This window comes from Flavobacterium sp. N1994, assembly GCF_025947145.1.
In the GTDB taxonomy this organism is placed as follows: domain Bacteria; phylum Bacteroidota; class Bacteroidia; order Flavobacteriales; family Flavobacteriaceae; genus Flavobacterium.
Window position 1 is genome coordinate 256,570 of record NZ_CP109999.1, and the last position, 23,152, is coordinate 279,721.

Below are 23,152 nucleotides of genomic sequence, written 5' to 3' on the forward strand. Positions count from 1 at the left end.
TTTTAACATTAATTTAACTAAAATAAACATCATAGATAAATTCTATATTGAATATTTATAAAATTAATTATCAATTATATAGTATATTCTATCTAAATTATATTTTGGATAAAATTAGAAATAGAAGAAACGGGGTTGTTAGTAATGAATTGAATAAAACTACTGCCAATAATGGCTCCTTTTTGATGTTTTATTGCTTGTTGAAACGTAGTTTTGTTGCTAATTCCGAAGCCAATTATTTGTGGGTTTTTTAATTTCATTGCTGCAATTCTTTCGAAATAAGCTAATTGATTATCGTCAAAACTATCTCTACTCCCCGTTACACTTGCACTACTTACCATATAAATAAAAGCATTCGAATTGGCATCAATTAACCTAATTCTTTCTTCAGAAGTTTGAGATGTGATTAAGAAAATCATTGAAATGTTATGGCTTTCAAAGAGTTGTTTGTATTCGGAAAGATAAATTTCAAGTGGTAAATCGGGTATTATTAAGCCGTCAATGCCTGTTTCTTTGCACTTTTTTAGAAAATCTTCAATGCCAAATTGCAAAATCGGATTGAAATAGCCCATGATTATGAGTGGAATACTAACTGTATTTCTAATGTCTTTTAACTGCTCAAAAAGAATTTCAGAAGTCATTCCGTTTTTTAAGGCTTGCGTTGAACTAGCTTGAATGGTTGGTCCATCGGCTAAAGGGTCGCTAAAAGGAAGCCCAATTTCTATCATATCAACTCCATTTTCGGCTAATTTTTCTATTAAACTTTTGGTGTCATTTAAATTAGGAAAACCTGCTGAAAAATAGATAGATAGTATTTTTTTATTTTCAGATAATTTATGTTGAATTCGCTTCATTATTATAGTTTAAAATAATTGATATAAGTATTCAAATCCTTATCGCCACGACCTGATAAATTGATTACTACAATATCATTTGGCTGGAACTTTTTGTACTTCAAAACGGCAAAGGCATGGGCGCTTTCTATAGCTGGAATGATGCCTTCTGTTTTAGCTAATTCAATTCCGGCTTGCATGGCGTCATCATCTGTAATAGCTATAAATTCGGCTCTTTGGGTCTGGTATAAATTAGCATGCATGGGGCCAACACCAGGATAGTCTAATCCTGCTGAAATCGAATAAGGTTCGGTGATTTGTCCATCATTTGTTTGCATTAGTAATGTTTTGCTTCCATGAATAACACCAATTTTACCTAAAACAGAAGTGGCGGCACTTTCTCCTGAATCAATTCCTTTTCCTGCCGCTTCTACAGCTATTAATTTTACATTTTCATTCTCTAAAAAATGATAAAATGCTCCGGCAGCATTACTTCCGCCACCAACACATGCAATCACATAATCAGGATTTTCTCGATTTTCTTTTTCAAGTAACTGACTTTTAATTTCTTCTGAAATTACACTTTGAAATCGGGCCACCATATCAGGGTAAGGATGAGGTCCGACCACTGAACCAATAATGTAAAAAGTATCTAAAGGATTGCTAATCCAATCACGAATCGCTTCATTAGTAGCATCTTTAAGCGTTTTAGATCCAGAGCTTGCCGGGCGAACTTCGGCTCCAAGCATTTTCATTCGGGCTACATTTGGCGCCTGACGTTCAATATCAATTTCTCCCATATAGACAATACATTGCAATCCCATTAAAGCACAAACCGTGGCGGTTGCTACTCCATGTTGTCCTGCGCCCGTTTCGGCTATTATGCGGGTTTTGTTTAAACGTTTGGCTAAAAGTATCTGTCCGATAGTGTTGTTGATTTTATGCGCTCCTGTATGGCATAAATCTTCTCTTTTTAAATAGATTTTAGCCTTAAATTGTTCCGATAATCGTTTAGCAAAATATAAAGGGGTTGGCCGACCAACATATTCTTTGAGAAGCGAATGAAATTCCTCTTGAAAGCTATTCTCTGCTGTGATAGAGAGATATTGTTGGCGTAACTCCTCTACATTTGGATAAAGCATTTCCGGAATGAAAGCACCTCCAAAGTCGCCATAGAAACCTTTTTCATTTACATTGTATCTTGTGCTCATAGTTTTTGTTTTAGTTGTTCTATAAATTCGCTTACTATTTCAAGATTTTTCAATCCAGGCTCGATTTCAAACTTACTGTTGAGGTCGATGGCGAGACAATATTTGGCTTGTTTTTTTTTAAAGAATAATTCGATGTCATTTGTGTTTTCTAATCCAATTCCGCCACTTAAGAAATAAGCTTTTTCAAAAGGATAGTTTTCTAAAACTGACCAATCAAATGCAAATCCGTTACCGCCGTATTTAGGACCTTTAGTGTCAAAAAGATAGTAAGAACAATGGTTTGTGTATTTTTTTAAACTATTGAAATTAAAATTATTATCTATGCTAAAAGCTTTTATAACTTTAACTAAATTATTTTCTATTAAAGCACAAAATTCAGGGTTTTCATCACCGTGTAATTGCACCAAATCCAAATCATATAACTTTACTTTTTCTTCAATTTCGTTATAGGAAGCATTTACAAAAACGCCGACTTTTTTTATTGATTTGTCTATGTTTGGAATTGTATTTTCAAAATATCTGGGTGATTTTTCATAGAAAATAAAGCCCAAATAGTCTGGTTGTAAAGCTGCTATTTCCGTGATGTTCTTTGGAAATTTCATGCCACATATTTTTATTTTAATTGCCATTATCCTCTTAGTTGATTGATAAATTGTTCTAAACTTTTCCCTGGATTATCCGTTTTCATAAAGTTTTCCCCTATTAGAAATCCCTGAAATCCATGATTTTTTAAAAGTTTGATATCATTGGATGAACTTAAACCACTTTCAGATATTTTGATAAAGTCATTCGGAATTTGGGTGGCCAAATCAATACTGTTTTGCAAACTCACTTCAAACGTTTTGAGATTTCGGTTGTTTATACCAATGATATCAAGACTTGGCATGATGCTTTTTTCAAGTTCTTCTTGATTGTGTACTTCTAATAAAACTTCTAGGGCAATTGATTGAGCAAACTCTGATAGTGTTTTGATTTCATTCCTAGTTAAAACTCCAGCAATCAATAGAATAGCATCGGCACCAAAAGCTTTTGCTTCTAGCAATTGATATTCATCTATAATAAATTCTTTCCGAAGTAATGGTGTATTTACTGTTGCTTTTGCGAATAGTAAATCCTCTAATGAACCGCCAAAATACTGACTGTCTGTTAAAACAGAAATTCCGCTAGCACCAGCATTTTCATATCCTTTGACAATTTCTTCCACGGATAAGTCATGATTTATAGTTGCTTTAGAAGGGGAGCGACGTTTGTGTTCTGCAATAATTCCGAAAGGTGAATTGAGGATTGATTTACTTAATGAGTTAGTTTTGGAATTAAACAAATTAGTGTTTTCCAATTGTTGCAAAGAGACAATTGTTTTCTTTAGGGCAACTTCTCGTTTTTTACTGGCTATTATTTGATCTAAAATGGTCATTAGGCTTTACTAATTTGTTGAAGTCTTTGCAATTTTTCTAGTGCTTTTCCTGATTGTAGGCTTTCTTTTGCTTTCTCGAATGCATTTAAAACGGTACAATTTTCTACTGTTGCAATCGCTAAAGCAGCATTGGCACAAACCACATTTTGTTGTGCTTCAGTACCCTTTCCAGAGATGATATTCATAAAAATAGTAGCAGATTCTTCAATGGTTTCTCCTCCTTTAATAGCTTCAAATTGCAATTTTGAAAGCTGAAAATCATATGGGTTAATTATGGTTTCAGTATTTCTACTAATCAGTTTGGCATCACCAGTTAATGATATTTCATCATACCCATCCAAGGCATGTAGAATGGAATAATTTACTTCGGTATTTTGATATAAATACGCATACATTCGAGCCAACTCTAAACTAAAAACACCCACTAATTGATTTTTTGGAAACGATGGATTTACCATTGGTCCAAGCATATTGAAGAAAGTTTTAACGCCTAATTCCTTTCGAATTGGCCCCACATTTTTCATAGCAGGATGGAAGAGTGGTGCATGAAGAATTGCAATATTAGCTTCTTCAATGCACTGGGTTAAAAAATTCGAATCATTGCTGAATTTCACTCCCAAGGTTTCCATGACATTACTAGATCCAGAAATAGAAGACACCCCATAATTTCCATGCTTAGCCACTTGGATTCCAGCTCCAGCAGTTACAAATGATGCTAAAGTTGAAATATTAAAAGTGTCTTTGCCATCACCGCCTGTCCCGCATAAATCAATCGTGTTGTATGCCGAAAAATCTATTGGAATGCAAAGTTCTAACAAGGCTTCTCTAAATCCGGAAAGCTCCTCAATAGTTATATTTCGCATCATATAAACCGTTAGAAAAGAAGCAATCTGACTTTGATTATATAGCCCTGAGGAAATGTTGACCAAAACGGATTTGGCCTCTTCTTTCGATAAGCTTTCGTGATTAATTAATCGGTTTAAAATGGTTTTCATGAGTTAATCCAGTTTTCTAAAATTTGTTTTCCAAAAGGAGTTAGAACGCTTTCAGGGTGAAATTGTACTCCTTTCACATCTAATGTTTTGTGACGCAATGACATAATTTCTCCATTTTGATCCGTTGAAGTGATTTCTAAAACCGTTGGAAAATCGGTATTAGCCACTACCCATGAATGATAACGTCCAACTTCAAATTCATTGGGCAAACCGTTAAATAATGTTTCATCCGTTACAGATTGAGTTACTTTTGTAGCTACCCCGTGATATACTTTTTCCAAATTAATTAGGCTTCCGCCAAATACTTCTCCGATGGCTTGTTGCCCCAAACATACTCCCAGAATACTTTTAGTCTCAGCATATTTTGAAATTACAGCTTTCAGTAAACCAGCTTCATCAGGTATTCCGGGACCTGGAGATAACAAAATTTTATCAAACATTTCTAATTCATCTAATTCAAATTCATCGTTTCTGAACACAGTAACTTTAGTATTTAAATCTTCTAAATAATGAACCAAATTATACGTGAAACTGTCGTAATTATCAATAACGGCTATTGTTTTCATGGTGTTATTTTATATTGTTTCTGCTAATTCTAGTGCCTTGTTGAGCGCTCCTAGTTTATTGTATACCTCTTGCATTTCATTTTCTTCAGTTGAACTTTCTACGATTCCCGCACCTGCTTGGTAATGTAATTGATGATTTTTTGATAGGAAAGTTCGAATCATAATGGCATGATTAAAATTCCCTTCAAAGTCCATAAAGCCTATGGCTCCTCCATAAAAAGTTCGATTTCTGTTTTCAATACTTTCTATCAATTGCATGGCTTTGTGTTTTGGAGTACCACTTAATGTGCCAGCAGGGAAAGTGTTGGCTACTAATTTCATGGAACTTCCTTTTAATTTTCCGGTAACTTTTGACACCAAATGAATTACATGAGAAAAGAATTGGACTTCTTTGTATTTCTCGACTTTGACATCGCTACAATTTCGACTCAAATCATTTCGAGCTAAATCTACAAGCATCACATGTTCGCTATTTTCTTTAGCATCCTCTGAAAGCTTTTTGGCTAATTCGGCATCTTGTTCGTCGTTTCCAGTTCGTTTGAAAGTCCCTGCTATTGGATGAATTTCAGCATGTTTGTTTTTGATAATCAATTGTGCTTCGGGAGATGAGCCAAATATTTTGAAATTGCCATAATCAAAAAAGAATAAATAGGGCGAAGGGTTAATATTGCGTAACGCTCTGTAAACATTGAACTCATCTCCTTTAAAAGCTTGTGAAAATCGTCGAGACAAAACTAGTTGAAAAACATCGCCACGATGACAGTGTTTTTTGGCTAAAGCCACATTGTTTTTAAATTCTTCATCCGTTAAATTGGAAATGGTATCGCCTTCTTTAGTAAAACTATAACTAGCAAAAGTTTTAGTTTGTAGTAATTGTTCAATTTCTTTTATGTTATTATCGGTGTCAATATTATGGCAAAAGATATAGGCTTCATTTTTGAAATGATTGATGGCAATAATATTTTTATAAACCGCATAGTAGAGTTCTGGAATAGCTATGTCTTGTTCTTTTTTAGTAATCTCTATTTTTTCAAAATAGTGAACGGCATCATAACTTGTATAGCCAAAAAGACCGTTGTTTATAAATTTGAAATTATTTTTCTCTAGTTTGAATTGCTCTGCAAATTCTTCAATTATACTAGGAACATTTGTATTCGACAAAATAGTTACTAGTTCTGAAGTTCCGTTTGGAAAAGTCTTTACAATGGTATTATTTTCTATTTTGATGGAAGCTATTGGATTGCAACAGATATAAGAAAAGCTATTGTCGGCGGTGTGATAGTCACTGCTTTCCAATAAAATACTATTGGGAAATTTGTCTCTAATTTTCAAATAAATGCTCACTGGCGTTATGGTGTCGGCCAGGATTTGCTTGTAACTAGTATATAAATTAAATTGTTGCATGTTAAAAGTTGTTTAAATAAAAAAAGACTTGTCGTGAATGACAAGTCTTTTTATTATTTGGGTTAATGATACCAATAATGGACTACTTCACGACGACTGACGTAAATTATTCCACCACCAAGTATTATTTAAAATTGTGCTCATAATGCTATTGATTGAAACAAATGTAGTGATGTGTTTTTAATTTTCAAACAAAAAATAAAAAAACCTCGAAAATTTCTTCCCGAGGTTTTTCATAGCAATCATTCCCTAATTAGAACTGTAGGTTAACAGTTAGAGTAAAATCATCGTAGATAGCTTTGTCTCCAATGCTTTCAAAGAAATTTTTCGAATTGTATTTGATACCGTATTTTGTTCTGTCGATAGTTACTACAGTAGTTGCAGTATTTCCTTTAACTGTCAAATCAAAAGTTACAGGATTTGTTATTCCTTTGATTGTTAAATCAGCAGTTACAGTATAAACTCCGTTTGGTTTAGTAGCAATTTTTTTGAATACTAAAGTGGATGTTGGGTTTTTTTCAGTTCCAAAGAAATCTTCTGATTTCAAGTGACCTTCTAATTTTACTTTCCAGTCGCCTGATAAATCAGTAGCCACTAAAGAAGTCATATCTACAGTAAAATTTCCACCAGCTAGTTTTCCACTTTTAAAGATTAAATTTCCTTCTTTAAAATTAACAGTTCCACTGTGTTCACCCGTTACTTTTTTGGCATTCCATGTAATAGTGCTTTTTTGAGTGTCAACTTTTTTAGTTTGTGCAGTAGCTAAAGTCGTTCCGAATGCTACTAATAATGCAATTGCAATAGTTTTTAAATTTTTCATTTTTAAATTGTTTTTGAGTTATTGATTATAATTTGATGAATAATTCTTCATTTGATTTACGCACTTTTGCGTAATGTTGCGTATCATCTTCAGCATGACGATAACCAACAGTTGCTACTAATGAAGCATTTAATCCTAATTGGTCTAAACCAAGAATTTCATTAAATTGAGCAGCGTCAAATCCTTCCATCGGGGTAACATCAATATTTAATTCCGCAGCAGCATTTAATAAATTCCCTAATGCCAAATACGTTTGTTTTGATGTCCAAGTATTTCTAACTTCTAGAGGAAGAGTAGTAATTTTTGATTTCATGAAATCACTATACCCTTGAACGGCTTCCATTGGAATCCCTCTTGTTTCTATTAGGTTTTTGAAATAAGCGTCAATTTCATTTTCTCCTATGTTTGTGATGTTTGCAAAAACAATTAGTTGTGAAGCATCAACAATTTGACCTTGTCCCCAAGCGGCTGGTTGTAATTGAGCTCTCAAATCTGGATTTTCAACAAAAATCACTTTGTAGGGTTGCAAACCATAAGAGGAAGCCGATAAACGGATAGCTTCTTTAAGTGTTGTTAAATCTTCTTCAGATACTTTTTTGGAAGCATCAAATTTTTTGGTGGCATAACGCCAGTTGGCATTTTTAATAAAATTACTCATAGCTAGTTTTTAATTAATTGTTTCTGTATTTTTCTAATAAATGATTTAATGTAACTAATTCTTCTGATGATAAATTGGCAGCAAAAACTTGTTCATGATTGTTTACTTTTGGATCTAAAGCAGTTAAAACATCCAATCCTTTTTGGGTAATCAATACTTCTATTTTTCTGCGATTTTCAGGACAAACTTCCCGGGTAACAAAATCTTTTAATAATAGTTTGTCAATCAGTCGGGTAGTGTTACTATTTTTGGCTAACATCCGTTCCTGAATGATACACATATTAGCAGGGCATCCTTTTTGTCCTCTTAAAATTCTCAAAACGTTGTATTGTTCACCAGACAAATCATAAGGCTTTAGTATTTCACTAAACTTATCATTTATCACATTTTGTGTGTACATAATATTCAGAATGACTTTTTTAGCATCATCCATAGCCACTGTCGATTTTATGATTTCTTCTATTTTCATAATTACCCGTACAATATTTGTAGCTACAAATGTAAAATAATTATTAGTTGTATATACAAATGTTGTGTTATTTTTTTGTTAATTTTTTTTAACCAAGTAAAACCTAGTGTTACTCTAACTTTTATCTTTCATCTTTCCAGTAAAAGAAATATATTTGTTTTGAAAAATTATAAACCATGGATTTATCACAAAAAGATTGGCAATCACAATTAGAAGAGGACAGCAATGCGGTTATTTTAGATGTAAGAACTGCTGATGAATGGAGCGAAGGAATTATTCCCAATGCAGTATTAAACGATATCTACAAAGGTCAGGCATTTATCTATAGATTGGAAGAGTTAGATCCTAGCAAAAATTATTATGTCTATTGTAAAGCCGGAGGGAGAAGTGCGCAAGCTTGCGCTATCATGAATCAAATGGGTTTTGAAAACACTTATAATCTTGAAGGAGGTTTTATGAATTGGAAAGGACCTGTTGTTTTTCCAGAAGAATAAACCTGTTTATGAAGTAATGCTTCGTAACTTTGTTATTCACTCAGTTGAATTTCTAAAATGAATATTCCTAATAGTTCTCTGAAAAGAGTAGTCATCATAGGTGGTGGATTTGCAGGCATCGCTTTAGCCAAAAAACTTAAAAATAAAAACCTTCAAGTAGTTTTACTTGACAAACACAACTATCATACTTTTCAACCCTTATTGTACCAAGTGGCTACAGGAGGGTTAGAAGCAGGATCGATTGCTTATCCTATTCGAAAAGTCATTCAGGAATATCCTAATTTTTATTTTAGATTAACTTCTGTCAAAGAAATTGACACACACAATCAAAAAATCATTTCTGAAATTGGCGATTTAAATTATGATTACTTGGTCATTGCTACAGGTTCTAAAACCAATTATTTTGGCAATAAAGAAATAGAACGCAATGCCATGTCAATGAAGACCATTCCACAGTCACTAAATATCCGTAGTTTGATTTTAGAAAACTTCGAACAGGCTGTTTTGATTAAAGATGAGGCTGAACGAAATGCTTTAATGAATTTTGTTCTTGTAGGTGCTGGTCCAACTGGAGTAGAATTAGCTGGGGCTTTGGCCGAAATGAAAAAAGCCATTCTTCAAAAAGATTATCCTGATTTGGATATCTCCAAAATGCAAATCAATTTAATTCAAAGCAACGATAGAGTTTTGAACACAATGAGTGAGAAATCCTCAAAAGCGGCTGAAGAATTTTTATTACAATTAGGAGTGAAAATTTGGAAAAACATTCGCGTTACTAATTACGATGGAAGAATAATAACTACCAATACCGAATTGACATTTGATTCTGCCACCGTTATTTGGACAGCTGGAGTTCAAGGCGCTAAAGTGAATGGTTTGGATGCTAAATCATTGGTAGAAAAAGTTGAGAGAATAAGAGTAAATCAATACAATCAAGTGATAGGATACGACAATATCTTTGCTGTAGGTGATATCGCTTCAATGGAAACAGAAAAATATCCTCAAGGTCATCCCATGATGGCACAACCTGCAATACAACAAGGGGAGTTATTGGGAGAAAATTTAATTCGATTACTGCGTATGCAAAAGATGGTAGCGTTTGAATACAATGATAAAGGTTCTATGGCTACAATTGGTAGAAACTTAGCTGTGGTTGATTTGCCTCATTATCATTTTAGTGGTGTTTTTGCCTGGTTTGTGTGGATGTTTGTTCATTTGTTTTCTCTTATAGGTTTCAAAAATAAAGCAGTAGTTTTCTTGAATTGGGTTTACAATTACATTTGGTTTGACCGTGAAGGAAGATTAATTATTAGACCATACAAAAAGAAAAGTTTCACTACTTTTACTAATGATGAAGTTTAGTTTATGAAACGAATAATTTATTTGACCCTAATAACAATGCTATTGTTCTCCTGCAAATCAAATTACCTTGATTCTAGGAAATCTCCAGTTTTACTTGATATAACTAAAGAAGTGGATAGTAATGCTTTTGTCAATTTAAGAAATTACAGTCGCGACTTTATTTTTGACATGAAATATGCCACTGCTGATAATTTTCTTAAAGATAAAGTATATCCTTGTGATGAATGTTTCCTCCGTGTAAAAACAGTAAAAGCATTATTGGCCGCTAATAAATCGTTTTTAAACAAAGGTTTCAGAATAAAATTGTATGACTGTTATCGCCCCAAATCGATTCAAAAGAAAATGTGGAAAATAGTACCTGATGCTAATTTTGTGGCTAATCCTAAAAAGGGATCAATTCACAATCGAGGAGGAGCAGTAGATATTTCCTTAGTTGACTCACTTGGAATTGAAGTTAACATGGGTACAAAGTTTGACTTTTTTGGAAAAGAAGCCAGTCATAATTTTCAAAATCTTTCCCCAGAAATTCTGTCTAATAGAAAGTTTTTAAAAGAGATTATGCTTCAAAATAATTTTAAATCCTTCGATTCCGAATGGTGGCATTATAACTTAACCGGAAGTAATAAAGACCAGGTTTCTAACTTAAAATGGCGTTGTCAAAATTAGTTTTCAATACACTTTAAGTAATCAATAAAATAATTTTCTGGATTATATGTTTTTTTATCCAATTCTGATGTGAGTTCTGTTTTTAAGGGATAATCAATAATCTCAGCTGCATATTTTACTCTCATAAAGGTAACTGGAGAAACTTTCAAGTCTTCATAATTTTCTTTTGAAAACACAAAAGAACCCGTCATAATTCTAATGTTGTTATTCTTTTCTTCATTATGAACTAAACTGCCACAAGTTTCGTTTCCTGCATATATTAAGTTGATGATTTTCCCATTGTTTAACTGAAAATAAATTCTAGAATTGGCATCAAAACAATACGCTTTGATAAAGTCGGAACTTCTTTGTAAAATTTGTGTTTCAAGACCTAAAATCCCATTGTTACTATATAACGAAAAGAAAATATCAGTCGAATTTCCAGCAAAACTTCTTTCAAAAATAATGGATTGCTTTAACAATTTATAAGTTCCTAAACTATCGGTAACATTGGTGTCGATTTCACATGGTTTTTGAGCAAAAGCTACTAAGTTTAATAGCAAGAATAACGATAAAACAAGATTTTTACTCATGACTTTAAAATTGATTTTTTGGTATTCGTGAACCTTTGGTTTCATGATTTATTTTAATTTGCTGCAAAGTAAAACTATTTTATCATTATTCATATTGGTTGTAAAAAAACAATAGACATCACCACCTTCTTTAATTTTCCACTTTGTGCGTATGCTTTCTACAGATTCTGGAAAATTACGCGTAGTGACATTTGCTTTTTTATCCTTCAAAAATGATTTCATGTTTTGCTTGTTGTATTCCAAAATAGAATCAATTTTAAAAATCCTACCAGGAAAATCTATCCTATTGTCGGAAGTATATATATGAGAATGTTGATGCAGTTTTTTGACTTCAAATTGTAATGCTATTTCATTAAATCCAGCCGCTTTCATAATGGCAGCATTAGGTTCATAAAGATATTTTTCTGGCAAAGAATAGACAACACTATCATTCTTTGTTTTTAAAACAAAAGAAAAGCTTTCGGTATTGTTTTTTAGGAGATTAACAGTTGTTATGGAAACCGATTGATTATAGTTTTTTTCTAAAATCCACAGCAGTTCTTTTACTTCATTTTCTAAAGCAACAACATGAATTGCTTTTACGTTTTGTAATTCAGATAAGCCTGCAGTAATGTCGAGAATGGGTGCTGTTTTTACCATAATAGTAGAAGCGTATTCAAAGTAAAAAGTAAGCAAATCAGGAACATTCGGCAAGCAATCTTTAAGCATAAAAACCTTGCCTTTAGCATCATTTCTTCTAGAAGGATCAATATAAATCCAATCAAATTTTTGATTTAAGCTTTTCAAAATTTCTGAACTGTCTCCAGCCAAACATTGAATGTTTTTTATGTTCAATTGCTCAAAATTATGCTCTACTATTTCAGATAGTTCTATGTTGATTTCACAATGAGTAACTCGGTCTATTTTTTTTGAAAAGTAATAATCATCTACACCAAACCCTCCTGTTAAATCAATCAATGTTTCACCAGAAACTAGCTGTGATTTATATTCGGCTGTTTTTTCGGAGGAAGTTTGTTCAATCGATATTTTTACAGGATAAATAATGTTTTTGGCATTGAACCAAGTGGGTAGTTTGCTTTTTGATTTTTGTTTTCCAACAATCTGATTCAAAATAGAAGCCCAATCCTCATTAGAAAATTTGTTTTTTTGCAAAGCCAATTTGGTAACATCAACTTCTATGTTTGAATTGATGAACTCTTGAATATCGGCAGACAATAGTGATTTATTCACTCAGTATATTTTTAATTATTAAAAATATAGTTTAAAATATTCGCTCCCATTTTTAAGGCTTTTTCACGAACTTCTTTGGGATCACTGTGTACTTCAGGATCTTCCCAACCATCTCCCAAATCACATTCGAACGTATAGAGAAAAACTAATCGGTTATCGATGAAAATCCCAAAGGCTTGCGCTCTTTTTCCATCATGTTCATGAATTTTGGGCAACCCGTTAGCAAACAAATTTGGTTTTTGAAAAATAGGATGATTAGCAGGAATTTCTACCAAATCATTATTCGGAAATATTCGTTTGATTTCTCTTCGAATGTATTGATCCATGCCATAATTATCGTCGGCATGAAGAAACCCTCCAGAAAGCATATAGTTTCTTAGATTGATCACTTCAGTATCACTAAAGACCACATTACCATGCCCAGTCATATGAACATAGGGATAGGAAAAAAGATCTGGACTTCCTGGTTCTACAGTAGCTGGCTTTGATTTTAAATTGGTATTTAGTGTTTGATTGGCATATTTTACCAAATTGGATAATGAAGTTGGATTAGCATACCAATCGCCACCACCATTATATTTTAGCAATGCAATTTCTTGGGAATAAGACCAACTTGAAATTAAAAGAAGAAGAAGAAGTATTATTTTTTTCATTTGATATGCTTTTTGACTTCTAACAGAAGAGGATCTAGTGCGTCACTTTTTAGGTTTAAATTATCGGCAAAGATTTTACCTTTTTGGGCATAATCAAAAGCTTGCTTATAGTCTTTTACTTTTAAACATAATTTAGTCATAAGTACATATTTATCCATCGACTCACCGAAATCCATTAAATGTTTCCCCCAGTTTATGGCTAACAATAATCCTTTTTTATCAGGTACAGTTTCGAGGTAGGTGTTGCAGATGTCACTGAGCATAACGGGATCTTTCCATGAATATTTCTCCACATTTTCAGAAGTTACTTTTTGATATTTTTTCCAATTAGGAGTCCCAGATAGAATTTGAACATCAAATCGATATAATAATGAATCTATTTTTTGAAAGTGAAAAGCTTCCGCTACCAACCGTTTTTTATCATAATTGATTGTGTCGATAGCCTCTACAAAAGGTCTTAATGTTTGAGATACAGTATAGACTATTTTTTTATCTACTCTTGTGGGTGAGATCACTTTGTAAAAGGCTTCTTTGTTTTGAACTACAAATTTAAATTCATCGGTATCAAAATTATTGATTCCATTAGAGAAGACTTTCCAGTTAGGCTCTGTAAATCGCTCCTCTACCGTTTTTGTACTAAAGTATTTTTGCGTAATTGGCGTAGCATCAAAACCCGCTTTCCGAATCGTTGTTATGTATTTCAAACACTTATCTATATTTGATGGATCATTGATAAAGGCATTCTTTATATTGGGCAACTGATTTTCAGGTAATAAAACATCATTTCCTTCAGAGAGAAAAGCTTCTTTTTTTAATTCACCTGAAACACAATAGAGTAAATTTTCATTAGAATCTAAAAAGGCAAATGTTGGAAAATTAAGGACTTTGAATTGATTTCGAAACTTGGTTTTTAGTTCTAGCCCATAAGTTGTTGTGCCGTCAACTGCCATACGGACATAGTTTTTTCTATAAAATGCGGTGACAGTACTATCTGTGAAAATCTCATTCTTCATTTTGTTACAATGTGGACACCAGCTAGCATAAAAGAAGATGATTAGAGGTTTTTTTTCAACCTTTGATAAAGCCAATGTTTCATTATAATTTTTATCCATAAAAAGCGTTTGCTTTTGGCTCAAAAGGATAGTCGAATTTAGCAGTAACAATAAAAATAAAATAAATCTTTTAAGCATTGTATTATTCATTTGTAAAAACTACGCTATGACAGGCCACAATTGCCGCTGTTTCAGTTCGTAAACGGGTGGCTCCCAAAGATACAGGAATAAAATTATTTTCAAGGGCTAGTTGGATTTCTTTAACAGAAAAATCGCCTTCAGGACCAATTAAAATGGTAACATCTTCATTGTTTTTTAATTCATTTTTCAGCGATTTTTTATCGGTTTCTTCACAATGTGCCATAAATAATTGTCCCGATTTCTTGGTTTTGATGAAATCTTTGAAAAGAATAGGTTCGTTTAATTTGGGCAAATAATAATGTAAAGATTGCTTCATGGCACTTTCCAAAATCTTCTGAAATCGATCGGTTTTAATGACTTTTCGTTCGGAATGCTCACAGATAATAGGGGTGATTTCTTGTATACCAATTTCCGTCGCTTTTTCTAAAAACCATTCGTAGCGTTCGTTCATTTTGGTTGGAGCAACGGCAAGATGCAAATGAAATTTAGGAGTTTCTTGCTTTTCAGTGGCATTAATCTTAACGGTGCATTTATTATCTGAAGCAATTGTAATTTCGGTTGTAAACAAAAAACCTAAACCATTGGTAACATGCAAAACATCGCCTTCTTTTTTGCGCAAGACTTTAATAATGTGTTTGCTTTCTTCTTTGTCAAAAACAAACGAAGTGTCGCTTTCAGTTATGTTTGGATTGTAGAATAATTGCATAGTTAAAATTCAATTCGGGCTTTAGAAACCACATTAGCATCTGAAAAACGTTGATGCAAAAACTTCTGATAGCCCACAATACCAATCATGGCAGCGTTATCTGTAGTGTATTCAAATTTTGGGATAAAGGTTTTCCAGCCGTATTTACTTTCAGCTTCTTTTAAGGTATTTCGAATACCTGAATTAGCAGAAACTCCTCCACCAATAGCAATTTGCGTAATACCCGTTTCGGCTACAGCCAATTTTAATTTATCCATCAAAATTTCAATAATGATGTGTTGCACCGAAGCACAAATATCGGCTTTGTTTTCTTCGACAAAGTTGGGATTCTCCAATACATTTTTTTGAACAAAATATAATATCTGAGTCTTTAATCCAGAAAAGCTAAAGTTCAAGCCTTCCACTTTTGGTTTCGTGAAAAGATATTTGTTAGGATTGCCCTCTTTAGCAAATTGATCAATTAATGGACCACCTGGGTAGGGAAGTCCTAATATTTTAGCGGTTTTATCAAACGCTTCTCCAACAGCATCATCAGTAGTTTCTCCGATAATTTCCATATGGAAAAAATCAATAACCTTCACAATTTGAGTGTGTCCTCCCGAAATAGTCAAGGCTAAAAAAGGGAAGGTTGGTTTATCATACCCTTCTTCATCAATAAAATGAGCCAAAATATGAGCATGCATGTGATTCACGGCAAGCAAAGGAATATCCAATGCCATCGCCATCGATTTAGCAAAAGAAGAACCCACTAAAAGCGACCCCATCAATCCAGGACCTTGAGTAAAAGCTATTGCTGACAGTTGATTTTTGGTGATGTTTGCTTTTTTCAAAGCAACATCAATTACAGGAACTATGTTTTGTTGGTGGGCTCTTGAAGCCAATTCGGGAACGACACCACCATACTCTTCATGGATACTTTGCCTAGCTACTACATTCGATAGAACTTTGTCATTTCTTAAAACAGCAGCAGCAGTATCATCGCATGAACTTTCGATGGCTAATATAAAAACTTCTTCGGGATGCATAAAAGGCGCGATTTTTGATTTATATTTGACAATCTAAAGAAAAATCAAATGTAAAGATTTTTTACAAAGGTAAATTTCTTTCGTAAGCCATGATAATAATTGGAAAAAATTAAAACAAATAGCGGTTTTAAAAAATTTCGGAAAATACTTTTTCGAACGATTGTTGGGCTAATCCTACTCTTATTATTAGTCAGCATTACCTTGTCTTTGCCAGTGGTGCAAAGTAAAATTGCTCATTATGCTACTGAAAAAATCAACAAAAGCTATGGCACTCATATCAATATTGATGCGGTTGCCATAACCTTTTTTGGAGGGATAAAGCTAAAGCAAGTCTTAATTCTAGACCATCATCAAGATACTTTAATTTATTCACAAAGAATCAAAACTACGGTTTTAGATTTCAAAAAATTAATGGATGGCAAGTTGATTTTTGGAGACCTAAGGTTAGATAACTTTTATCTTCAAATTAAGAATTACAAAGGAGAAAAAGAAACGAACCTCGATTTGTTCATCGCCGCTTTTGACGACGGAAAGCCAAGTAGCGGAAAGTTTTTAATGACTTCAGATAATATATATCTAACCAAGAGCCGCTTTGTGATGTTAGATGAAAACAGAGCAGATCCAAAAGATGTCGACTTTACGCAACTCGATGCGCATTTAAAGAAATTCAAAATAAAAGGACCAAATGTTACTGCCAACATTGCAGCAATGACTTTTCATGATCATCGTGGGGTTACCGTTGATAATTTGCTTGCGGATTTCACCTATACTAAAAAGAATATTAGATTAGAAAACCTTGAAGTGAGAACCCCAGAGTCTTATTTGAACGGAATGGTAATTCTTAATTACAATAAGGACAACCATGACTTCAGTAATTTCAACAATAGAGTTAAATTTGATGTTGCGATTGACAGTTCTACCTTGTCAACAAACGATATTCGCCACTTCTATAGTGAATTAGCTCCCAACCAAAAGTTCTATCTGAACTCCAAAATCAAAGGAACCTTAAATGATTTCTATGCTACGGATATGTATTTGCAGGATAGAAAGAATTCAATCATCAAAGGAGACGTTAACTTCAAAAATCTTTTTCCAAGAGCTCCTGGTGCTTTTTACATGAAGGGTAAGTTTAATAAAATAGCTTCCAATTATAAAGATTTGACAAAACTATTGCCTAATATTCTCGGGAAGAAATTGCCTTCTTCTTTAGACAAATTGGGACAGTTTTATTATGCTGGAGATGCCGAAGTAACCCAAACTTACATCAATACCAATTTCATTATGAATACGGCACTTGGTATTGTTGAGTCTGATTTGCACATGTCTAATCTCAATACTATTGACAATGCGAAATACCAAGGAAATGTCATCTTAGACGGATTTGATATTGGTGCTTTGATAAACGAAAAAAGTCTAGGAAAAGTGTCTCTTAATTTGGATGTCGACGGAAAAGGATTTACCCGAAAATATTTAAACACCACTTTTGTTGGCGATATTTTTCAATTGAAATATAACGGTTATAATTATACCAAGGTTATCGTTGACGGAAGCTTTAAAGAACCCATATTTAAAGGTAAATTCTATGTAAACGACCCTAATTTATTCATGGATTTCAACGGAGTGTTAGATTTGTCCAAAAGAGAAAACATTTATGATTTCCATACCAAAATAGATTATGCTAATCTGCAAAAACTGAACTTTATAAAAGATTCAATTGCTGTTTTTAAAGGGGATATTGTGATTAAAGCCACAGGGAATTCGTTGGATAATTTGAAAGGGGATTTCTTATTAACCAATGCTTCTTACCAAAACAGAAAAGATCTTTATTTTATCGATTACCTGAATGTCAATTCTAGTTTTGATGCTACTGGAGAACGAGCGGTGGTTGTCAATTCTCCCGATGCCATCGAAGGTACCGTTGTTGGAAAATATAAGCTGGCCGAAGTACAAAAAATAGTAGAGAATTCAATGGGAAGTTTGTACCGAAATTACAGACCCAATAAAGTCACTCCCAACCAATACCTGAAGTTTGATTTTTCATTGCATAGTAAAATCATTGAGATTTTTAATCCTAATATTTCTTTGGCTAAAAACACCACATTAAAAGGAAATATCAGCTCAGACACCAAAAACTTTAAGCTCGATTTTATATCACCACAAATTGTAGCGTACAACAATACGTTTGATAAGTTAGTCTTTCAAGTAGATAATAAAAATCCGTTATACAGTTCTTATGTGCAGCTTGATTCCATCAAGACCAAGTACTATAAAATAAGAGATTTTAGTATGATTAACACGATAGTTAACGATAGCTTGTACTTTAGATCGGAGTTTAAAGGGGGTAAAGAAGGCAAGGATTTTTACAACTTGAATTTCTACCATACCATTAATAAGGAGAATAAAAACGTAATCGGATTTAATAAATCAGAGCTTCAGTTCAAAGACTTTTTATGGAATTTAAATGAAAAAGAAAGCAAGGAGAATAATAAAATTGTTTTTGATAAAAAGCTGAATAACTTTTCTTTTGAAAACATAATACTGTCCCATGAAAATCAAAGTATGAGTTTTGTAGGATTGCTGCAAGGCAAGCAGAATAAGGACTTAGAGCTCAACTTTACTAATGTCGATTTAAACAAAATTACCCCCGATGTAGAGAAGTTTAAGTTTGATGGAAATCTGAATGGTAAAGTTAATTTCAAGCAAAACAATACGGTTTTCCAACCTACTTCGACACTTAAGATAGATAGTTTGAAAGTGAACGACATCGCTTTAGGAGATTTAAATTTGGACATCAGAGGAGACGAATCGCTCCGAACGTTTCATTTAAAATCAACTTTAGAAAACAAAAATGTTGAATCTTTTAGTGCTGAAGGAAATATTTCGGTCTTTGATAATAAAACAGCTTTGGATGTTGACCTCAGTTTTGACAAATTTAATCTAGGCGTTTTAGGCAAAATTGGAGGCGATGTGATTACTAACATAAGAGGATTTGCTTCAGGAAATGCTAGGATTAATGGGGATGTTGATAATTTAGATTATAATGGAAGATTGTTTGTTAATGAGGCTGGGCTAAACATTCCGTATCTTAATACCGATTATAAATTTGATGATAATTCAGTGATAGATGTCACGGAAAATAAATTCATCATCCGTGAAACGAACATTACGGATACTAAATTTGATACCAAAGGAACCATCAACGGATTTATAAAACACAAACAATTTGGGGATTGGCAATTGGATTTGAGTATTAATTCTAAACGATTGTTAGCTCTAAATACGGTTGATCAAGAAGATGCCGCTTATTATGGTACGGCCTTTATGAATGGTTCGGCGACTATAAAAGGACCTACTGGTAACTTGATGATCAAAGTAGATGCAGAGTCGGCGAAAGGAACCGATATTAAAATCCCTATAAATGATGCTGAAGCCGTAGACGAAAACAAATACATTCACTTTTTAACTCCAGAAGAGAAAAAGAATAAGAAAGGGGACAAGAGTAATGTGGTTCAAAATAGAAATTATAGCGGACTTGAATTAGACTTTAATTTTAATATTACTGAAATCGCCAATATCGAAGTCATTCTGAATAGAGAAAGTGGTCATGGTATGAAAGGAAAAGGCAATGGTACTCTTTTATTCCGAATTAATACGTTTGGTAAATTTGAAATGTTTGGTGATTTTTCCGTGGTCTCGGGTTCCTATAACTTTAAATACGGAGGATTAATAGGAAAAGATTTTACTGTAAAAAAAGGAGGTTCTATTGTGTGGGCAGGAGATCCATTGGCAGCCACTTTAAATTTGGAAGCCGTATATAAAGTTCCAGGTGGAGCTAATCCAGCAATTCTGATTGATAATCCATCTTTTAATAAGAAAGTAGATGTGGAAGTGGTGATTGGAGTTAGAGGGAATTTAACCAATCCGGAACCTGATTTTAATATCAATTTCCCTAATGTGAGCAGTTCTTTAAAATCAGAAATACAATATAAATTAGATGATAGAGATGCTCGTCAAACACAAGCTTTGTATTTGCTTTCTTCAGGGAGTTTTCTGAGTCAAGATGGGGTTAATCAAAACCAGTTGTCTAATAATCTTTATGAAAAAGCGAGTAGCCTATTTGGAGATATTTTCTCCAATAACAATGATAAAATTTCTATTGCACCAGAATATGTCGTGGCCGATAAATTGGCTACAGGGCAACAAACAGATGCTCGTTTTAGTGTAAATGTTTCTTCTAAAATTAATGACCGAATTACCGTTAACGGAAAAGTAGGGGTGCCAGTGGGTGGTATTACCCAAACCTCTATAGTTGGAAATCTTGAAGTGCAATACCGCGTAAATGAAGATGGTACCTTGAACCTAAGAGTCTTTAATCGGGAAAATGACATTACCTATATTGGTCAAGGCGTTGGTTATACGCAAGGGTTAGGAATGTCTTATGAAGTTGATTTTGATACCTTTAGTGAATTGGTCAATAAGATATTTAAAAACGCCAAATTAGGTAAAGCAGAGACCAACAAAAATTCAAGTACTGAAATCCATGACTCTAGTTTGCTTCCTGATAATATGACCATCAAGGAAAAAAAAGCGGCGGATAAAGAGAAGAAAAAACCAGAACCTACTCCAAATAAAGAAGCAATTCCGACAGACGATTAAGGCGGAAATCCTCTTCTTAAAATGAATAACTCAAAAACTTATCAACGAAAACGATTGAATTTACTCTAGATTGTTATTATGGCAATAAATGGGGTGAATTAATAGCAGTTGTTTGCTAATTTTACATTTTAATACTGAAAAAATGCCAAATACTATAAAAAAAATAGGTGTTCTAACTTCGGGAGGTGATTCTCCTGGAATGAATGCTGCCATCCGTTCTGTTGTTAGGACATGTGCCTTTCACGATATTGAATGTGTTGGTATTTACAGAGGATATCAAGGTATGATTGAAGGCGATTTTAAAGAAATGGGACCACGAAGCGTAAACAACATCGTGAACAAAGGAGGAACCATTTTGAAATCGGCTAGATCAAAAGAATTCATGACCGCAGAAGGAAGACTTAAAGCGCATCAAAATTTAGTTAATGCTAAAATTGATGCTCTTGTTGTTATTGGAGGAGATGGTTCTTTTACAGGAGCTGAAGTTTTCAATAATGAATTTGGGTACCCTGTAATGGGAATTCCAGGCACTATTGATAATGATATTTTTGGAACCAGTCATACTTTAGGTTTTGATACCGCTTTGAATACTGTGGTAGAATGTATCGATAAAATTAGAGATACAGCCAGTTCGCACAACCGTTTATTTCTTGTGGAAGTAATGGGGCGTGATGCTGGACATATTGCTTTGAATGCTGGAATTGGTGCTGGAGCAGAAGAAATCCTTATCCCAGAACAAGACTTAGGACTAGAACGATTGTTAGAGTCTTTAAAGAGAAGTAAAGCCTCAGGAAAATCATCGAGTATTGTGGTGATTGCCGAAGGGGATAAAATCGGGAAAAGTGTATTCGAACTAAAAGATTATATCGAAGAAAATCTACCAGAATATGATATCCGTGTTTCTGTATTAGGGCACATGCAACGTGGGGGAGCACCGTCTTGTTACGACAGGGTTTTGGCTTCACGTTTGGGTGTAAAAGCAGTGGAATCGTTACTAGAAGGAAAATCCAATTATATGGTAGGTATCCTAAACGATAAAGTAGCCTTGACTCCATTGGAAAACGCTATCAAAGGTCATTCAGAAATTGATCAAGAATTATTGAGAGTGTCTGATATCATGACTACATAATTAATTACGAATTAGAAATTACGAATAACAAAAATTAATCGGCATAATGCCTAAAGCAAATAAATAAGATGTCAAAAGTAAAATTAGGAATAAACGGTTTCGGAAGAATTGGAAGAATAGTTTTCAGAGAAACCTATAACAGAGACAATGTAGAAGTAGTAGCCATCAATGATTTATTAGATGTAGACCATTTGGCTTATTTATTAAAATACGATTCAGTACACGGTCGTTTTGCTGGAAAAGTAGAAGTAAAAGACGGAAAGTTATATGTAAACGATAAATACATCCGTGTAACTGCAGAAAGAGACCCTAAATTAATCAAATGGGATGATAAAGATGTAGATGTAGATATTGTAGCAGAATGCACCGGGTTCTTCACTACAGTGGAAACTGCAAAAGCCCACATTGAAGGGGGAGCTAAAAAAGTGGTTATCTCTGCACCATCAGCAGATGCACCAATGTTTGTAATGGGAGTAAATCACCATGAAGCTAAAGCAACTGATACAGTAGTGTCTAATGCTTCATGTACTACTAACTGTTTAGCACCATTAGCGAAAGTAATCAATGATAACTTCGGTATTGTAGAAGCGTTAATGACAACCGTTCACGCTACCACATCAACTCAAATGACAGCTGACGGACCTTCTAGAAAAGACTGGAGAGGTGGACGTGCTGCTAGTGTAAACATCATTCCTTCTTCAACAGGAGCTGCTAAAGCGGTGGGGAAAGTAATTCCAGCCTTGAATGGGAAATTAACTGGAATGTCTTTCCGTGTTCCTACGGTTGACGTGTCTGTGGTGGATTTAACGGTAAAAGTAGCTAAAGAAACTTCGTATGAAGAAATCATGGCTGTGTTGAAAAAAGCTTCAGAAAATGAAATGAAAGGCATTTTAGGCTATACTGAAGATGATGTAGTCTCTCAAGATTTTGTGTCTGATTCAAGAACTTCTATTGTGGATGCTAAAGCGGGAATTGGGTTGAACTCTACGTTCTTCAAATTAGTGTCTTGGTATGATAATGAGTACGGATATTCAAGTAAATTAATTGATTTAGCAGTTCATATCGCTAATTTGAAATAAGAAAATTTAAAAAAGAG

The 23,152-nt window shown here is 33.6% G+C and carries 22 protein-coding genes; 6 read left to right on the plus strand and 16 right to left on the minus strand.

Annotated features, from left to right (window positions below):
• Window positions 1-92: 92 nt before the first annotated feature.
• The 10 genes from trpA to OLM53_RS01315 form a co-directional block, all read right to left on the minus strand.
• Entirely contained in the window at window positions 93-854 is a 762-nt protein-coding gene (trpA, locus tag OLM53_RS01270) for a tryptophan synthase subunit alpha (protein WP_264521246.1), read from the minus strand.
• A gap of 2 nt (window positions 855-856) precedes the next feature.
• A complete protein-coding gene (trpB, locus tag OLM53_RS01275) occupies window positions 857-2,044 on the minus strand; it encodes a tryptophan synthase subunit beta (RefSeq protein ID WP_264521247.1) in 1,188 nt (395 codons plus the stop codon).
• A complete protein-coding gene (locus tag OLM53_RS01280; protein ID WP_264521248.1) occupies window positions 2,041-2,646 on the minus strand; it encodes a phosphoribosylanthranilate isomerase in 606 nt (201 codons plus the stop codon). Before OLM53_RS01280 ends, trpB begins: the two co-directional genes overlap by 4 nt.
• A gap of 26 nt (window positions 2,647-2,672) precedes the next feature.
• Window positions 2,673-3,458 (minus strand): indole-3-glycerol phosphate synthase TrpC, encoded by a 786-nt coding sequence (gene trpC / locus OLM53_RS01285; protein WP_264521249.1) that lies wholly within the window; start codon window positions 3,456-3,458, stop codon window positions 2,673-2,675.
• Window positions 3,458-4,453 carry an anthranilate phosphoribosyltransferase gene (trpD, locus tag OLM53_RS01290; protein WP_264521250.1) on the minus strand — a complete coding sequence of 332 codons (996 nt, stop codon included), beginning with the start codon at window positions 4,451-4,453 and terminating at the stop codon, window positions 3,458-3,460. The genes trpC and trpD overlap by 1 nt, the downstream gene beginning before the upstream one ends.
• On the minus strand, window positions 4,450-5,019 hold the full coding sequence (locus OLM53_RS01295; protein WP_264521251.1) for an anthranilate synthase component II: 570 nt from the start codon (window positions 5,017-5,019) through the stop codon (window positions 4,450-4,452). The genes trpD and OLM53_RS01295 overlap by 4 nt, the downstream gene beginning before the upstream one ends.
• Before the next feature lie 9 nt (window positions 5,020-5,028).
• Complete coding sequence (locus OLM53_RS01300; protein WP_264521252.1) at window positions 5,029-6,423, minus strand: anthranilate synthase component I family protein; 1,395 nt, start codon at window positions 6,421-6,423, stop codon at window positions 5,029-5,031.
• A gap of 253 nt (window positions 6,424-6,676) precedes the next feature.
• Window positions 6,677-7,243, minus strand: a complete 567-nt coding sequence (locus OLM53_RS01305) for a YceI family protein (protein WP_264521253.1) — start codon at window positions 7,241-7,243, stop codon at window positions 6,677-6,679.
• A 25-nt stretch (window positions 7,244-7,268) separates the two neighbouring features.
• On the minus strand, window positions 7,269-7,901 hold the full coding sequence (locus OLM53_RS01310; protein ID WP_264521254.1) for an NAD(P)H-dependent oxidoreductase: 633 nt from the start codon (window positions 7,899-7,901) through the stop codon (window positions 7,269-7,271).
• 13 nt (window positions 7,902-7,914) lie between these two features.
• Complete coding sequence (locus OLM53_RS01315) at window positions 7,915-8,370, minus strand: MarR family winged helix-turn-helix transcriptional regulator (protein ID WP_264521255.1); 456 nt, start codon at window positions 8,368-8,370, stop codon at window positions 7,915-7,917.
• A gap of 176 nt (window positions 8,371-8,546) precedes the next feature.
• Between OLM53_RS01315 and OLM53_RS01320 the strand changes: the two genes are divergently transcribed.
• From OLM53_RS01320 to OLM53_RS01330, 3 genes are read left to right on the plus strand one after another with little or no spacing between them, the layout of a single operon-like run.
• Window positions 8,547-8,864, plus strand: coding sequence for a rhodanese-like domain-containing protein (locus OLM53_RS01320; RefSeq protein ID WP_264521256.1), 318 nt, complete (start codon window positions 8,547-8,549; stop codon window positions 8,862-8,864).
• A 57-nt stretch (window positions 8,865-8,921) separates the two neighbouring features.
• Window positions 8,922-10,226 (plus strand): NAD(P)/FAD-dependent oxidoreductase, encoded by a 1,305-nt coding sequence (locus tag OLM53_RS01325; protein WP_264521257.1) that lies wholly within the window; start codon window positions 8,922-8,924, stop codon window positions 10,224-10,226.
• A 3-nt stretch (window positions 10,227-10,229) separates the two neighbouring features.
• A complete protein-coding gene (locus tag OLM53_RS01330) occupies window positions 10,230-10,892 on the plus strand; it encodes a M15 family metallopeptidase (protein WP_264521258.1) in 663 nt (220 codons plus the stop codon).
• On the opposite strand, the gene OLM53_RS01335 is transcribed toward OLM53_RS01330, so the two are convergent.
• The 6 genes from OLM53_RS01335 to tsaD all read right to left on the minus strand — a co-directional run bounded on the left by OLM53_RS01335 (window position 10,889) and on the right by tsaD (window position 16,271).
• Entirely contained in the window at window positions 10,889-11,509 is a 621-nt protein-coding gene (locus tag OLM53_RS01335) for a hypothetical protein (RefSeq protein ID WP_264521259.1), read from the minus strand. The genes OLM53_RS01330 and OLM53_RS01335 overlap by 4 nt on opposite strands.
• A gap of 3 nt (window positions 11,510-11,512) precedes the next feature.
• Window positions 11,513-12,694: a class I SAM-dependent methyltransferase gene (locus OLM53_RS01340; RefSeq protein WP_264521260.1), complete on the minus strand. Its 1,182-nt coding sequence runs from the start codon at window positions 12,692-12,694 to the stop codon at window positions 11,513-11,515.
• 11 nt (window positions 12,695-12,705) lie between these two features.
• Window positions 12,706-13,347, minus strand: a complete 642-nt coding sequence (locus OLM53_RS01345; protein WP_264521261.1) for a DUF4159 domain-containing protein — start codon at window positions 13,345-13,347, stop codon at window positions 12,706-12,708.
• Window positions 13,344-14,459: a thioredoxin family protein gene (locus tag OLM53_RS01350; RefSeq protein ID WP_264521262.1), complete on the minus strand. Its 1,116-nt coding sequence runs from the start codon at window positions 14,457-14,459 to the stop codon at window positions 13,344-13,346. The genes OLM53_RS01345 and OLM53_RS01350 overlap by 4 nt, the downstream gene beginning before the upstream one ends.
• An 82-nt stretch (window positions 14,460-14,541) precedes the next feature.
• Window positions 14,542-15,246 carry a 16S rRNA (uracil(1498)-N(3))-methyltransferase gene (locus OLM53_RS01355; RefSeq protein WP_264521263.1) on the minus strand — a complete coding sequence of 235 codons (705 nt, stop codon included), beginning with the start codon at window positions 15,244-15,246 and terminating at the stop codon, window positions 14,542-14,544.
• 2 nt (window positions 15,247-15,248) lie between these two features.
• On the minus strand, window positions 15,249-16,271 hold the full coding sequence (gene tsaD, locus OLM53_RS01360; protein WP_264521264.1) for a tRNA (adenosine(37)-N6)-threonylcarbamoyltransferase complex transferase subunit TsaD: 1,023 nt from the start codon (window positions 16,269-16,271) through the stop codon (window positions 15,249-15,251).
• A 99-nt stretch (window positions 16,272-16,370) separates the two neighbouring features.
• Here tsaD and OLM53_RS01365 point away from each other — a divergent pair, with 99 nt between their 5' ends.
• The 3 genes from OLM53_RS01365 to gap all read left to right on the plus strand — a co-directional run bounded on the left by OLM53_RS01365 (window position 16,371) and on the right by gap (window position 23,135).
• Entirely contained in the window at window positions 16,371-20,927 is a 4,557-nt protein-coding gene (locus tag OLM53_RS01365) for a translocation/assembly module TamB domain-containing protein (protein ID WP_264521265.1), read from the plus strand.
• Between the two features lie 142 nt (window positions 20,928-21,069).
• Complete coding sequence (pfkA, locus tag OLM53_RS01370) at window positions 21,070-22,056, plus strand: 6-phosphofructokinase (RefSeq protein ID WP_264521266.1); 987 nt, start codon at window positions 21,070-21,072, stop codon at window positions 22,054-22,056.
• Between the two features lie 68 nt (window positions 22,057-22,124).
• Window positions 22,125-23,135, plus strand: coding sequence for a type I glyceraldehyde-3-phosphate dehydrogenase (gap, locus tag OLM53_RS01375; RefSeq protein ID WP_264521267.1), 1,011 nt, complete (start codon window positions 22,125-22,127; stop codon window positions 23,133-23,135).
• Window positions 23,136-23,152 lie beyond the last annotated feature (17 nt).

Coding starts and splice junctions, on each gene's coding strand:
- OLM53_RS01345 (WP_264521261.1), bottom strand. CDS start 13,347: ATGAAAAAAATAATACTTCTTCTTCTTCTTTTAATTTCAAGTTGGTCT.
- OLM53_RS01320 (WP_264521256.1), top strand. CDS start 8,547: ATGGATTTATCACAAAAAGATTGGCAATCACAATTAGAAGAGGACAGC.
- OLM53_RS01305 (WP_264521253.1), bottom strand. CDS start 7,243: ATGAAAAATTTAAAAACTATTGCAATTGCATTATTAGTAGCATTCGGA.
- trpA (WP_264521246.1), bottom strand. CDS start 854: ATGAAGCGAATTCAACATAAATTATCTGAAAATAAAAAAATACTATCT.
- trpB (WP_264521247.1), bottom strand. CDS start 2,044: ATGAGCACAAGATACAATGTAAATGAAAAAGGTTTCTATGGCGACTTT.
- OLM53_RS01335 (WP_264521259.1), bottom strand. CDS start 11,509: ATGAAACCAAAGGTTCACGAATACCAAAAAATCAATTTTAAAGTCATG.
- pfkA (WP_264521266.1), top strand. CDS start 21,070: ATGCCAAATACTATAAAAAAAATAGGTGTTCTAACTTCGGGAGGTGAT.
- OLM53_RS01355 (WP_264521263.1), bottom strand. CDS start 15,246: ATGCAATTATTCTACAATCCAAACATAACTGAAAGCGACACTTCGTTT.
- OLM53_RS01315 (WP_264521255.1), bottom strand. CDS start 8,370: ATGAAAATAGAAGAAATCATAAAATCGACAGTGGCTATGGATGATGCT.
- OLM53_RS01325 (WP_264521257.1), top strand. CDS start 8,922: ATGAATATTCCTAATAGTTCTCTGAAAAGAGTAGTCATCATAGGTGGT.
- OLM53_RS01295 (WP_264521251.1), bottom strand. CDS start 5,019: ATGAAAACAATAGCCGTTATTGATAATTACGACAGTTTCACGTATAAT.
- tsaD (WP_264521264.1), bottom strand. CDS start 16,271: ATGCATCCCGAAGAAGTTTTTATATTAGCCATCGAAAGTTCATGCGAT.
- trpD (WP_264521250.1), bottom strand. CDS start 4,453: ATGAAAACCATTTTAAACCGATTAATTAATCACGAAAGCTTATCGAAA.
- OLM53_RS01330 (WP_264521258.1), top strand. CDS start 10,230: ATGAAACGAATAATTTATTTGACCCTAATAACAATGCTATTGTTCTCC.
- OLM53_RS01300 (WP_264521252.1), bottom strand. CDS start 6,423: ATGCAACAATTTAATTTATATACTAGTTACAAGCAAATCCTGGCCGAC.
- trpC (WP_264521249.1), bottom strand. CDS start 3,458: ATGACCATTTTAGATCAAATAATAGCCAGTAAAAAACGAGAAGTTGCC.
- OLM53_RS01310 (WP_264521254.1), bottom strand. CDS start 7,901: ATGAGTAATTTTATTAAAAATGCCAACTGGCGTTATGCCACCAAAAAA.
- OLM53_RS01280 (WP_264521248.1), bottom strand. CDS start 2,646: ATGAAATTTCCAAAGAACATCACGGAAATAGCAGCTTTACAACCAGAC.
- OLM53_RS01350 (WP_264521262.1), bottom strand. CDS start 14,459: ATGGATAAAAATTATAATGAAACATTGGCTTTATCAAAGGTTGAAAAA.
- gap (WP_264521267.1), top strand. CDS start 22,125: ATGTCAAAAGTAAAATTAGGAATAAACGGTTTCGGAAGAATTGGAAGA.